At 58.3% G+C, this 13207-nt stretch carries 14 protein-coding genes and 1 tRNA gene; 6 read left to right on the forward strand and 9 right to left on the reverse strand.

Going from position 1 to position 13207, the window contains the following annotated elements:
- Nucleotides 1–78 precede the first annotated feature (78 nt).
- From AC5SEO_RS11740 to AC5SEO_RS11750, 3 genes are read left to right on the forward strand one after another with little or no spacing between them, the layout of a single operon-like run.
- Nucleotides 79–543 carry a GNAT family N-acetyltransferase gene (locus tag AC5SEO_RS11740; protein WP_065702270.1) on the forward strand — a complete coding sequence of 155 codons (465 nt, stop codon included), beginning with the start codon at nt 79–81 and terminating at the stop codon, nt 541–543.
- 40 nt (nt 544–583) lie between these two features.
- On the forward strand, nt 584–994 hold the full coding sequence (locus tag AC5SEO_RS11745; RefSeq protein WP_174068574.1) for a VOC family protein: 411 nt from the start codon (nt 584–586) through the stop codon (nt 992–994).
- Between the two features lie 24 nt (nt 995–1018).
- Nucleotides 1019–1651 carry a histidine phosphatase family protein gene (locus AC5SEO_RS11750; protein ID WP_141193348.1) on the forward strand — a complete coding sequence of 211 codons (633 nt, stop codon included), beginning with the start codon at nt 1019–1021 and terminating at the stop codon, nt 1649–1651.
- Between the two features lie 62 nt (nt 1652–1713).
- On the opposite strand, the gene araD1 is transcribed toward AC5SEO_RS11750, so the two are convergent.
- The 4 genes from araD1 to chvE all read right to left on the reverse strand — a co-directional run bounded on the left by araD1 (nt 1714) and on the right by chvE (nt 6711).
- The gene (araD1, locus tag AC5SEO_RS11755; protein WP_013636674.1) at nt 1714–2709 is read right to left on the reverse strand and encodes a 2-keto-3-deoxy-L-arabinonate dehydratase AraD1; all 996 of its coding nucleotides are present in this window, start codon (nt 2707–2709) and stop codon (nt 1714–1716) included.
- A 115-nt stretch (nt 2710–2824) separates the two neighbouring features.
- Entirely contained in the window at nt 2825–4021 is a 1197-nt protein-coding gene (gene gguB / locus AC5SEO_RS11760; RefSeq protein ID WP_003513714.1) for a sugar ABC transporter permease GguB, read from the reverse strand.
- The gene (gene gguA / locus AC5SEO_RS11765; RefSeq protein WP_003513716.1) at nt 4018–5556 is read right to left on the reverse strand and encodes a sugar ABC transporter ATP-binding protein GguA; all 1539 of its coding nucleotides are present in this window, start codon (nt 5554–5556) and stop codon (nt 4018–4020) included. The genes gguB and gguA overlap by 4 nt, the downstream gene beginning before the upstream one ends.
- Before the next feature lie 90 nt (nt 5557–5646).
- Nucleotides 5647–6711, reverse strand: a complete 1065-nt coding sequence (chvE, locus tag AC5SEO_RS11770) for a sugar ABC transporter substrate-binding protein ChvE (RefSeq protein ID WP_003513717.1) — start codon at nt 6709–6711, stop codon at nt 5647–5649.
- Nucleotides 6712–6965: 254 nt separating this feature from the next.
- Here chvE and AC5SEO_RS11775 point away from each other — a divergent pair, with 254 nt between their 5' ends.
- Both AC5SEO_RS11775 and AC5SEO_RS11780 read left to right on the forward strand, forming a co-directional pair.
- On the forward strand, nt 6966–7970 hold the full coding sequence (locus tag AC5SEO_RS11775; protein ID WP_003513718.1) for a LysR family transcriptional regulator: 1005 nt from the start codon (nt 6966–6968) through the stop codon (nt 7968–7970).
- A 74-nt stretch (nt 7971–8044) separates the two neighbouring features.
- Entirely contained in the window at nt 8045–8521 is a 477-nt protein-coding gene (locus tag AC5SEO_RS11780; protein WP_111798817.1) for a hypothetical protein, read from the forward strand.
- A 35-nt stretch (nt 8522–8556) separates the two neighbouring features.
- On the opposite strand, the gene AC5SEO_RS11785 is transcribed toward AC5SEO_RS11780, so the two are convergent.
- Together AC5SEO_RS11785 and AC5SEO_RS11790 are read right to left on the reverse strand one after the other, a co-directional pair.
- On the reverse strand, nt 8557–8835 hold the full coding sequence (locus tag AC5SEO_RS11785; RefSeq protein WP_038491958.1) for a Rieske (2Fe-2S) protein: 279 nt from the start codon (nt 8833–8835) through the stop codon (nt 8557–8559).
- A 189-nt stretch (nt 8836–9024) separates the two neighbouring features.
- Nucleotides 9025–9531 carry a MarR family winged helix-turn-helix transcriptional regulator gene (locus AC5SEO_RS11790; RefSeq protein WP_035198691.1) on the reverse strand — a complete coding sequence of 169 codons (507 nt, stop codon included), beginning with the start codon at nt 9529–9531 and terminating at the stop codon, nt 9025–9027.
- Between the two features lie 521 nt (nt 9532–10052).
- Between AC5SEO_RS11790 and AC5SEO_RS11795 the strand changes: the two genes are divergently transcribed.
- Nucleotides 10053–10129, forward strand: a tRNA-Arg gene (locus AC5SEO_RS11795).
- A 249-nt stretch (nt 10130–10378) separates the two neighbouring features.
- On the opposite strand, the gene AC5SEO_RS11800 is transcribed toward AC5SEO_RS11795, so the two are convergent.
- From AC5SEO_RS11800 to AC5SEO_RS11810, 3 genes are all read right to left on the reverse strand, one after another.
- Nucleotides 10379–11581 carry an MFS transporter gene (locus AC5SEO_RS11800; protein WP_174068575.1) on the reverse strand — a complete coding sequence of 401 codons (1203 nt, stop codon included), beginning with the start codon at nt 11579–11581 and terminating at the stop codon, nt 10379–10381.
- A 2-nt stretch (nt 11582–11583) separates the two neighbouring features.
- Entirely contained in the window at nt 11584–12156 is a 573-nt protein-coding gene (locus AC5SEO_RS11805) for an NADPH-dependent FMN reductase (protein WP_174068576.1), read from the reverse strand.
- A gap of 136 nt (nt 12157–12292) precedes the next feature.
- Nucleotides 12293–13207 carry a homocysteine S-methyltransferase family protein gene (locus tag AC5SEO_RS11810; protein ID WP_025594292.1) on the reverse strand — a complete coding sequence of 305 codons (915 nt, stop codon included), beginning with the start codon at nt 13205–13207 and terminating at the stop codon, nt 12293–12295.

Genomic DNA, 13207 nt, shown 5'->3' on the forward strand with positions numbered 1-13207 from the left:
CTTTCAACAACCTGTGGGTTGCGAAAGCCCGCCGTGACCGGTTAAATCGCCGCAGCAACCGATCAGGGAGAGGGCTTTTTGTACAGTATTTCCGACTATCGCGATTGCCAGTCCCATGGACCCATCATTGCGGAACGGGTCTGGACGGCATGGTGGCAGGATAGTGGCCTCCAGGTCGGCGATGTGGCTGAACATCTGAAGGATATGGTGAACCCCCATGCCCTGCCGACCGGCTTCGTCGCCCATGACGACAAGGGTTACGTCGGCTCCGCCTTCCTTATCCACTGCGATCTGGAGGAGCGGCCACAATATCTGCCATGGGTTGCCGCACTCTGGGTGGAGGAAAACAGCAGACGCTCAGGTGTCGCCCGGGCGCTGATGCAGGCCGCAACACAACGGGCCGCCGAACTTGGTCACGACATCAGCTACCTGTGCTGCCAGCGCCGTCTCGAAACCTATTATACGAACTGCGGCTGGACCGTTCTGGAACGTGGTGTTGGTAAGCACGACCTGACGGTGCTGACCTACAGCACGAAAACATAGACTGTCCGCTATATCCGTTGCCGGACATCGGGGAGGAACCATGAAACCGCCAGCCGCCCTTATGGAAACGGCGATCTACGCCGACGATCTCGACGCCGCCGAGGCCTTTTATCGCGATGTCTTCGGGCTGGAGGTGGTGCGCAGGCTGCCGGGCCAGTTCGTGTTCTTCAAATGTGGCCGGCAGATGCTGCTGGTCTTCGATCCGCAACAATCGCGCACGGCCACCTCCAACAATCCGGTCCCGCGCCACGGCGCCACCGGACAAGGCCATTTCTGTTTTTATGCGAAAGACAAGTCGGAAGTGGACGACTGGAAAGCCCGCTTCGAGGAGCTTGGAATTCCCATCGAACACTATCACCGCTGGCCGAATGACAGCTATTCCGTCTACATCCGCGACCCGGCCGACAATTCCGTGGAGGTGGGCGAAGGCAGGCTGTGGGGGTTCGAGTAAGCACCAACTACCCGGAAGAACGCCATGAAGAACATTTTTGTCGTCACACACACCCAGTCCGTCCATCATGTCGAGAACAAGGTTGGTGGCTGGTATGATACCGAACTGACACCCAAGGGAAGAGCCGATGCGCAGGCGACGGCCGAGAAACTTGTGGCCTTGATCGGCAACGCATCAGTCGAAATCTTCAGTTCCGATCTTCTGCGGGCCTCCCAGACTGCGGCAATCATTGCTGAACACCTCGAGTCCCCTTTTGAAACCACGGATGGCCTGCGGGAAATCAGCTACGGTTCGGCGGGTGGTATGCCGCAGGAATGGCTCGACGCCCGTCAGATACCGGCCCCCCATCACGACCGGATGGATCATCGCGGCGGGATTGCTGATGGCGAAACGAGACGAGAGTTGGCCGAAAGAGTGTACCGCGCCGTGGACACAATTATATCGCGTCCTTGCCCCACGCAGATCATCGTTACCCATGGCTTCGCTCTTACCTTCGTCATCGCGGCATGGATCAAAATGCCGATCGACAGCGTCGGTTATGTCAGCTTTCCCGCGTCTTCCGGCAGCATTACGCACCTAAGACAAGACGATTACTGGCAAAACCGCGGCGTTATCGCTTTGGCGGATGTGTCCCACCTGAAGACAAGCCGGGGATGACGTCGAGAGGGGGACGCTGAGCGACCCCCTCCCTCAACCGTTTAACGTGCAGCCCCGGTAGATCAGATCTGCCGAACCGTGATTTCTTCTTCCGCATTAACCGCAAGCGGGTTCCTCAGCGGCAGGCCGAAACCAGCGGCCTCGATCTCGAACACGTCACCCGCTTCCGGCTTGATGCCCTCCGCAAAAGAGAGCGTCGCGGTGCCGAACATGTGCACATGGACGTCACCAGGTGCGCGGAACAGGCCGTATTTGAAGTGGTGATATTCGAGGTTCGCGAAAGTGTGGGACATGTTGTCCTCACCCGAAACAAACGGCTTTTCGAAAATGACCTTGTCGCCACGACGGATGCGCGAGGTGCCGCGAATATCCGACGGTGCAACGCCGACGCGGATTTCCGGGCCGAAGCTTGCCGGGCGCAACTTCGAATGGGCGAGGTAGAGATAGTTGATCCGCTCGGTGACATGATCGGAAAATTCGTTCGACACAGCAAAGCCGATGCGCACGGGTTCGCCCTTGTCGGAGATCACGTAGATGCCGGCCATTTCCGGCTCTTCGCCGCCATCAAGCGCAAAGGACGGAGAGGTGAGAGCAGCACCGGGTGCCGCTGCGACATAGCCGTTGCCCTTGTAGAACCACTCGGGTTGAACGCCCTTTTCGCCAGCCTTCGGCTTGCCATTTTCCAGACCCATGCGGAACATCTTCATAGAATCCGTCAGGCTTTCCTCGGCGGCTTCCGTGGTCTTCTTGTGCATGCTGTCGCGGGTAGCAGCAGAGCCGAGATGGGTCAGGCCCGTGCCTGTCAGATGCAGATGCGCCGGATCGGGATGCGTGATCGGCGGCAGAAAGCGACCTTCAGCGTAAGCCTTTTCAAGATCGACGGCATCGCCGAGACCATGGGCGGACACAACATCGGCAAGGCTCTTGCCACCATTGGCAGCTTCCATGGCCAGCGCGTAAACCGATTGAGCGCCGTTGACGGCGTGCGCCTGTCCGCCTTCTTCGCGAACGGCGACGGTGATTTTGCCACTGGCATCCTTGATCTGTGAAATGAGCACGGGATTTCCTTCCTGCGGCGCAACGCGCCTTATCTTCTTCGGCGCGTTGCGCCTTCACCTTATGAAAGTGGCCGGAAACCGGCCACTTTTTTGACTTGCTATATTGGCTGGGCAATCAGCCCTTGTTCTTGTTGTAGACGTCGAAGAACACGGCAGCGAGCAGCACGAGGCCCTTGACCATCTGCTGGAAGTCGATGCCGAGGCCGACGATCGACATGCCGTTGTTCATGACGCCCATGATGAAGGCACCGATAACAGCACCGGTGATCTTGCCAACGCCGCCGGAGGCCGAAGCACCGCCAATGAAGCAGGCCGCGATCACATCAAGCTCGAAGCCAACGCCTGCCTTCGGCGTTGCCGAGTTGAGGCGTGTCGCGATGATCATGCCGGCCAGACCGGCCAGTACACCCATGTTGACGAAGGTTAGGAAGCTCAGGCGTTCGGTGTTGATACCGGAAAGCTTGGTCGCCTTCTCGTTGCCGCCCATGGCGTAAACGCGGCGGCCAATGGTCGTGCGACGCGTCACGAAGCTGTAAAGCGCAATCAGAACCAGCATCACGATCAGGACGTTCGGCAGGCCACGATAGGTGGACAGCTGGTAGCCAAGGAACAGAATAGCGCCTGAGATGAGCAGGTTCTGCACAATGAAGAAACCGAACGGCTCCACGTCGATGCCGTGCTTCACGTTCACCACGCGACGGCGCCACGCCAGATAGAACAGCACGACCGTAATCACCAATGTCAGGATCATCGACGTGGTGTTCAGACCTTCGATGCCACCGATATCAGGCAGGAAGCCGGTGCTGATGATCTGGAAATCCGTCGGGAACGGGCCGATGTTCTTGCCGCCGAGCACAAAAAGCGTGAGGCCGCGGAACACAAGCATGCCCGCCAGCGTCACGATGAACGACGGGATGCGGTGATAGGCGATCCAGTAACCCTGGGCAGCACCGATGATGCCGCCGATGACAAGACAAATCAGCGCCGCGAGAAACGGGTTCATGCCCCACTGCACGGTCAATATGGCCGCAATCGCGCCGACGAAGGCGACGATGGAACCGACCGAAAGGTCGATATGTCCGGCCACGATGACCAGCAGCATGCCAAGCGCCATGATGACGATGAACGAGTTCTGCAGGATGAGGTTGGTCAGGTTAACGGGCCGGAACAGAATACCGCCGGTATAGAACTGGAAGAAAACCATGATAGCGACGAGCGCGATCAGCATGCCGTATTCGCGGATATTGGAGCGAATATACGACCCGACCGAGATGACGTTGCTTTCTTCGTTTGTGGTGTTTGCCGAACTCATGAGTTCTTCTCCCCTGAGCGCATGATAGCGCGCATGATGCTTTCCTGGCTCGCCTCTCCCTTCGGCAATTCAGCGACGATGCGGCCTTCGTTCATGACGTAGATGCGGTCGCAATTGCCGAGCAGTTCAGGCATTTCCGATGAGATCATCAGAACGCCTTTGCCGTCGGCAGCGAGCTGGTTGATGATGGTGTAGATTTCGTATTTCGCGCCAACGTCGATACCGCGTGTCGGCTCGTCTAGGATCAGGACATCAGGATTGGAGAAGAGCCACTTGGAAAGCACGACCTTCTGCTGGTTGCCGCCCGAAAGATTGACCGTTTCCTGAAAGATGCCCGAAGAGCGGATGCGAAGGCGTGTGCGGAAATCGCTCGCCACCTTCATTTCCTTGATGTCGTCGATGACGCTGGCCTTCGACACGCCGGCCAGATTGGCAAGCGTGGTGTTGTGCAGAATGTTGTCGTTGAGCACCAGACCGAGATGTTTGCGGTCTTCGGTCACATAGGCAAGACCGGCATCGATTGCCTTGCGCACGGTGCTGACATCCACGGGCTTGCCGTCGATCAGAACGTCACCGGTGATCTTGTGACCGTAGGACTTGCCGAACACGCTCATGGCGAATTCCGTGCGCCCTGCCCCCATCAGCCCGGCAATGCCGACGACTTCGCCCTTGCGCACGGTGACGTTGATGTCGTGCAGGACCTTCCGGTCGCGGTGCTGCTGGTGATAGGCGTTCCAGTTCTTCACTTCGAGAATGGTCTCGCCGATCGGCACGTCGCGCGGCGGATAACGATCTTCTAGATCGCGTCCCACCATGTTGCGAATGATGACGTCCTCGCTGATTTCTTCCTGATGACAGTCGAGCGTCTTCACTGTCATGCCGTCGCGCAGCACGGTGATCTGGTCGGCCACCTTGCGCACTTCGTTGAGCTTGTGGGTGATGATGATCGACGTCATGCCCTGCTTGCGGAACTCGATCAAAAGGTTGAGCAGAGCCTCGGAATCGCTCTCGTTGAGCGAGGCGGTCGGCTCATCAAGGATGAGAAGCTTCACGCTCTTCGACAACGCCTTGGCGATTTCGACCAGCTGCTGCTTGCCGACGCCGATATCCGTAATCAGCGTCTCCGGCGATTCCTTCAGGCCCACCTTCTTCAGAAGTTCGCGGGTACGGTTGAAGGTCTGCTGCCAGTTGATCACGCCGCCCGAAGCGACCTCGTTGCCAAGGAAAATATTTTCGGCAATCGACAGGAGCGGCACAAGCGCAAGCTCCTGGTGAATGATGATGATACCAATATCTTCGCTGTCGTTGATGGCGCGAAAATTTCGCACAGCACCTTCATAGTGGATCTCGCCCTCATAGGTGCCAGCGGGATAAACACCGGAAAGGACCTTCATCAAGGTCGACTTTCCAGCGCCGTTCTCGCCAACGAGCGCGTGGATCTCACCTTCCTTTACCTTAAGGTTGACGTTCTCAAGCGCTTTTACGCCCGGAAACGTCTTGGTGATGTTCCGCATTTCGAGAATGGTATTGGCCATATCGCAATCCAGCGCCCGATTAATTCAGGCGTTTTTATTTTTATGGAAAAACGGGGACGGCGCCAAGCCATCCCCGCATGTGTTGCAGGCTTATTTCAGCTGGTCTGCGGTGTAGTAACCACCGTCGACGAGAACCTGCTTGTAGTTGTCCTTGGTCACGGCAACCGGCTTGAGCAGGTAGGACGGAACAACCTTGACGCCATTTTCATAGGTCTTGGTGTCGTTCACCTCGGGCTCTTTGCCCTGCAGAACGGCGTTGACCATGCCAACAGTAACCTTCGCGAGTTCGCGAGTGTCCTTGAAGATGGTCGAATACTGTTCGCCAGCAATGATCGACTTGACCGACGGAACTTCAGCGTCCTGACCGGAAACGACCGGCAGCGGCTGGTCCTTCGTGCCATAACCAACGCCCTTCAGCGAGGAGATGATGCCGATGGACAGACCGTCATAGGGCGACAGAACAGCGTCAACCTTTGCGTCCGTGTAATAAGCCGACAGGAGGTTATCCATGCGAGCCTGGGCCGTTGCCGGATCCCAACGCAGCGTACCGACCTTGTCCATGCCCATCTGGCCCGACTTTACGACCAGCTTGCCGCTGTCGATGTAAGGCTTCAGAACCGACATCGCGCCATCGTAGAAGAAGAAGGCGTTGTTGTCGTCAGGAGAACCGCCGAACAGCTCGATGTTGAACGGGCCCTTGCCGTCCTTCAGGCCAAGCTTGTCGACGATCGAAGTTGCCTGCAGAACGCCAACCTGGAAGTTGTCGAAAGTGGCGTAGTAGCTGACGTCGCCGCTGTTGCGGATGAGACGGTCATAAGCGATGACCTTGATGCCCTGCTGACCAGCCTGCTTCAGAACGTCCGACAGGGTCGTGCCGTCGATCGAAGCAATCACGAGGACCTTAACGCCCTTGGTGACCATGTTTTCGATCTGGGAAAGCTGATTCGGAATATCGTCGTCGGCGTATTGCAGATCGGTCGTGTAACCGGCTTCCTGCAGCTGCTTGACGATATTGTTGCCGTCATCGATCCAGCGCGCGGAAGACTTTGTCGGCATGGCGATACCGACAGAACCCTTGTCCTGCGCGAAAGCCGGCGCTGCAAAGGAAGCAGCACCGATGGCGCAAGCCGCCATCAGCGAAATAATGGACTTCATTAACTCTCTCCCTTGAACCCTCTTTGGTACCCGCTTGTTGCGTTGCACCATAAAATTCATGCCATCAGAGGAAGAAGCCGCATTGCGCCCGTTCCGATCTCGCAACTGCGAAATGGAACAGATGCCGCTCCTCCCCGGCATTCCGCAAATTGTTCTGAATCCATATAACTGTCAAATAGAATAAATCAGTTTACGTATATCAATTATGATATATTAAATCGATACAATAACCATTGAGGGGTATAAACCGGCGAATGAGCAACCAAAAAGTGTATGAGCAGACGCAAACAGCGGATGCGCTCTTCGTCTTCGAAGACAACCCTTTGCTGCGCGCCGGCTTGAAGATGAGCCACCTGCGCATGCTGGTCATGATCGAGGAGCACGGGCAGGTCAGCGCCGCCGCCGCCGCCATGAACATGACGCAGCCGGCGGCATCGCGCATGCTCTCGGAAATGGAAGCAATCGTCAAAAGCCCGCTCTGTCAGAGAGCGTCGCGTGGTGTGGTGCTGACCAAGTTCGGCGAGGCGCTGGCGCGGCGCGCCCGCACCATATTGCTGGAGCTGCGTGAGGCGAGCCGCGAACTCAACCAGATGAAATCCGGCAGCGGCGGATCGGTTTATATCGGCGCCGTCACCGCGCCGGCCATCAGCCTGGTCGTGCCCGCCATAAGACGGGCGATGGACACCTATCCCGGTATCGAGATCAACGTGCAGGTGGAAAGTAGCAACGTGCTGGCGCGGGAACTTCTGGCCGCACGTCACGATTTCATCATCGGCCGCATCCCCGATGATTTCGATCCCGGCCTGTTCTCCATCCATGAAATTGGCATCGAGCGCGCCTGTCTGGTGGTTCGCGAGGGCCACCCCCTGCTCCACGGCGAGCCCGTGACATTGCAGGATCTGTCCGGTTACGACTGGGTCTTCCAGCCGCCCGGCGCGCTTTTGCGCAGAACGATGGAAGACGTGTTCCTCACTCACGGCGTCGCCATGCCGCGCAACGTTATCAACACGCCATCCGTGGTGCTGACGCTTGCCCTTATCTGCAACACGGATGCAATTGCGCCAATCGCGCAGGACATGGCCGAGTTCGTGGCCGGCCAGCAGGCCGATATCGGCCGCACCCGCATCCTGCCCACGGATTTCGAGCTTGTCGTCAAGCCCTACAGCATCATCACCACCAAAGGCCGCGTTTTGCCGCCCAGCGCCCGGCTTCTCTACGATCTGGTTCTGGATGAAAGCCGCAAACTGACGGGCTTTTGAGGAAGGCAAGCCAGACGCCAACTTCATTGTATATACAGGCCGGATTTATCGGGACTTGCCCAGGGAATAGCCGCATGCTTTTCGGACAATCCGTCTTCGAGTCGGTCGTTGAAAGACTGAGACAGGAAAAAGAAGACGAGAGCGCGGAGCCGACGCCGCCCACCGGTCATCGTATTGTGGGTTTCAGCTCTGGCTTCGTCGTGGATACCTATCCGGATGCACCGCAACCGGGAAACGCCAGTCTCGACGCCTATCTGGCCTTTCTGCCGGAGCCCGTTGCGCTTGCCGAGCCCCAGCCGGAACCCCAACCCGAACCCATGCCGGCCCATCTCGAAAAGACCTCGCTCGCGGATGTTTCAGCAGAACTGGCCATCCATGAAACCGACACCGCCGCAACGCTTGCGGAAAAGCGCCGCGCCTTCGCAAGGCTCAATCATCCCGACGGAGTGAGACCGGAATTCCGGCACAATGCGACGCTGCGCATGACAGCGGCAAATCTCCTGATTGACCAGGCGATCCGGATGCTGCGAACCCGTGAACATTTCCAGTAGAGGCAGGTAGCGGTTTTACGCCCGGAAAGCTCGCCTCAGCCGGCGTCGTTTCTATCCGTGGGTGCGCTTTCCACTGGCTCGTCTGATTCGTCCCTGGCCGCGTCAGCCTTGCCTCCAGCGTTCTCCTCGCTGGCGGGCTTGAACTTCAGCAACAACTCATAAGCCGCATAGACCGCTACGCCGCCGACAACCGTTCCCCAGAAAAATTCGCGATTGACGAATTCGATGACGGACCAGGCGGCGCAAAAGCCGACGATGAGCAATCTGACCCACAAGCGGCGATAAAGCGGATGGCTCGTATCGATAATTAGCATGGCGTTCCCGTTTCGAGCCTTTCCAGAACATTGCGCAGTTGCGGCATGACGCGACGCGAAAGGCGTTGGCACGTCCAAGGCGTCTTGGCCGTTTCGCAGGAAAATTGCAACGCAAATCCACCCGCTACCAATCAGACCCTCGTGAAAGGGAGAGGCAGGGGGATTGCCGACCGGCTTGACCGATACCGCTCAGTCCCGCAGGCGTCCAAGCAGGGCCAGCAGCTGGTCACGGGCTTTTTTGCCGCCGATCCGGTCGATCAGCTTTTCCTCGCGGTCACGCCATGCATCGGAAAGGCGCTCAAGAAGGCTGCTGCCCTCATCCGTCATGTCGAGGAAATGAACGCGCCTGTCCTCTTCCGACCTGCGGCGGACAAGCAATCCCTTGCCTTCCATGCTATCGACGATCGCGACGAAATTGGCGCGCTGTATGCCAAGCGCCTCGGCCACATCGCTCTGCTTGAGGCCCGGATTGCCGCCGACGATGACGAGAACGGAAAAATCGGCCGGCCGCAATCCCATCTCCGCCAGCACGTCGGAAAAGCCGTTTGCCACGGCAAGTTGCGAGTGCCTCAAATGATAACCGATCGCGGTCGTCAACAATCCATAGTCGATAGCGTTTAAATGTTCCGCCTGCGTGCCGCCGCTTTCGGCCTTTTCCGCCCGTGGCCCGTTGCTATGTGCCAATTGCAAAGCCATCCGATCCCCCGCCTGATTCGTTCCTTAACCCTGCCGGAATGATAACCGACAACAGGACTAAACTGTATCCCAAATAAATGTAGATGATACTAATATTGTATAATAATTTGACAGTTAATACCCATTGCGACAACCCCTGTCTCGTAATCACCATCGTGCGCAAAAGAAAAGTATGATTATTTACCCACCGATTTTTAGGGTCGAATACCGCCTCCCCCACCTTGTTTGAAAGGCGATACGACAATCAACCCGCCTGTGTACAAAAGTGCCAGGACAGCCGCTGGATGCAGCCGTAAAATACTACTTAAAAGGGAAACGTCTTATCAGGAAGAAACGCAATACCGCAAACAACATACCGCCCTGCTATCGCGAACATGCAGACAGCAGCCCTCGCAGCAACCCACGCTCTCCCCACACCGGAAAACAGGCCCCATTTCGTAAATCTTTGATTTTTAGACATTGATGCGGAAAGAAAGCTGGGGTATGAACCAACCGCTGCACGCGATTCAAGCGTGACCGCTGCACCCGTAGCTCAGCTGGATAGAGTGTTGGATTCCGATTCCAAAGGTCACAGGTTCGAATCCTGTCGGGTGCGCCATTTTACGCATTTAACGCGCAAATGCACACAGGTCACCATTATGCGGGCGGCACACGTCCGCCAGCAAGCGGAAGCCCCGGGCCACATTTCGAGGGAAAAGAACGGAAAACGGCTGATCGTCTCACAGCCGCGCTTCGTTGGTTTTCTTACAATATTCATGCCGGCTACAGGAAATGTCAGTCGGTAAAACATTGACGAGGGCTGTTGCCCCCGTCCCCATCGATCAGTGACAACGTCAAAGAGAGCGTGTCATCCACCCCGGGCAAAAGACCGTGGCTTTCGCACCGCCGCCCATCGCTGAATTATGGAAGCCATGACGGCAAGACCGGCCATGACGGTGAACGCCGTGGAAATATCGCGATAGGTCACGGCAAAACCGAACCGGGCGATCCAAGGCTGGCTTGCCAGCGGCGATATGAAATGCCCGAGAAACATCGATGCCGTAACGACGCCGGCAATACGCCCGCGCAACCGAAGCGGCGCAAGCATGATCGTCGTGGACATAATAGCCGGCATCACAGCACCGAGGCCAAGGCCCACCACCGCAAGCGCCGAAAGCATGGAAACCAACCCGTCTGCCGCGGCAAGCAGCGCAAAACCCGTTGCCATCAACACCAGCCCGACCGCCAGAATAACGGTCACGCCAATCCGCGCCCCCAACCGACCGAAGTTGAGCGCCATCAGCGCGCCCGCCAGATTGAAGATGCCGATGGCGTATCCGGCAACGCTGCCGGAAAACAGCCCAAGCTCCCGCAGGAAAAACGGCAATTGCGAGGGGATGGTGTAAAACAGGGCGTTGACGAGAAATACCGCCAGTGCCAGCACGGCCACCAGAAACCAGTTGACCGCAAAAGCCTGTTCGCCGCCGTTTTTAACGTGGCTATTGTTTCTTGCCGGCTCCTGCAAAAACAACAGTGCCGCCGGCAGAATGAGCAGCGCCACGGCATAGACCGCGAAGGGCGCGCGCCAGTGAACATCCGCCAGCAAGCCGCCCGCCACCACGAAAACGACACCGCCAAGCTGGGTGAAGGCCTGTTGCAGGCCGAGATAACGCTCCCGCGCCGGGCCTTCGAAATACTCGCCCACCAGCGCCGTGCCGATCGTCATGATGCCGCCGATCGCAAACCCCAGAAAGGCCCGGCCAACGAGCAGGCCCGCAAGACTATCGGCAAAAAGCCCGGACATGCCGGAAAGGCTGTAAAGCAGGATCGCGCCGAGCAGCAGCCGCTTGCGGCCGAACCGATCCGCCAGCACGCCGGCGACCGGCGCGCAAAGAGCCACGAAAACCGATGGCAACGTCAGCACCATGCGGCTCATGATCTCGACATTCGGCGTCGACAGGAAGCTCTGTTCGATGGCGGGCAGCGAGGGCGCAACCGTGGTTCCGGCCATGATGGTGAGTGTGGCGACGAACAGAAGCGTGAGTTTCAGCGACGGGGAATTGTCAGTCATTCTCAAGCCCCTTTGTAGGGTGTTGCGGAACGCGCCTTATTCAACGCATGCGCCCACCAGCCCAGCTTGCCCATCATCGTTTCCAGCGCGCTTGCCGCTGGCGCTCCGGGGTCGAACTGCCCGGCGGCATCGACACGGTCCCAGGGATTTACAAAGCTGACGACATCGCGGATCGTCGTGGCATGCAGTTCCGCAAACACGGGGCGAAGCTGCTCGACAGCGCGCAGGCCGCCGGAAATCCCGCCATAGGAAACGAAGGCCACCGGCTTGGCGCCCCATTCGTCATAGGCGGAATCGATCAGGACCTTCAGCGCGCCGGGGTAGCTGCGATTATATTCCGGTGTGACGACGATGAAGGCATCGGCGGCATCAAGGCTTTCACGAAGTTGCCGCACAGAGGCGCGGTCGGGCGTGTGGCTCTGCGGCAGATCAAGTTCGCGCGGGTCGAGCACCGCAAACTCGATCCCCGGCAATGCGCCGAGCCGGTCCTGCAGCCATTTGCCGATGACATCGCAGAACCGCGGATTGCGGGCACTGCCAAAAATGATCCGGATGGAGAGTGTATTATCGCTCATGGAACGTCCTTCAGTAATGTTCCACTCCCTGATAATTCCTCGACTATAGTTGAGGTCAATGGCCGCAACGAAAAAAAGCGGCAGGCGTTGAGCCTGCCGCTTTCAACTCAATGTCGCTGGGAGCCTGTCGAAGACTTCAGGCGGCCGCGCGCCGCAGTGCCGTTGCAACCGTGTGGATATGGGCAGCGCCAATGCCGCAGCAGCCGCCGATCATGGTTGCGCCGGCATCCGCCCAGGAGCAGGCGAACCGCGAATAGACATCGTCGGTCAGGTCGGTGCGCGTGCCATGCAGACCTTCATTGGCGGCGGAATCGCCCTGTTCACCTTCGAAGGCATTGGCATAAACGCCGATCTCAAGCGAAACGCCCTTTTCCGCAAAGACGGCGGATGCCGTTTCCACGGCGGCTTTCATGATTTCCGGCTTGCTGCAATTGAACAGCAGGGCGGCAGCGCCAGATTGCGCGGCCCATTCGGCCGCCGCCTTTACCGTTTCACCAGAGCGCAGCGCAGGCTCGCCGCCGCCTGTCGCAGCCGCATCGTCGTTCAACGTGAAGGAAATCCAGAACGGTTTGCCGGTTGCGGCCACGGCTTCCCGCACCGCTTCGCCTTCGGCGATCAGGCTCAGCGTCTCACCCAGCCAGACATCGACGAAGGGCCCGAGATTGTCGACCAGCACCTTCAGATAGTCCTGTACCCGCGTTGCATCGAAATTCTGCGGCTCATAGGAGCCGAAGATCGGCGGCAGCGAACCGGCCACCAGCACGTCGCGGCCGGAGGCGTCCGCAGCCTCGCGCGCCAGCCTGCCGGAAAGGGCGATCAGCGATGCGCCATCCTTCTGGAAACGCTCCTCGCCGATATGGAACGGCACCAGCGCATAGGAATTGGTGGTGACGACATCGGCACCGGCCTCGATGAATTCCTGATGCACCTGCCGCACGATATCAGGTGAATTGATGAGCGCCAGCGCCGACCATTCCGGCTGTTTCAGCTCGGCGCCGAGCCGCTGCAATTCGCGGCTCATGCCGCCGTCGAGAATACGGATAGTGCCCAT

The sequence above is a fragment of the Agrobacterium sp. K11 genome, assembly GCF_059429395.1.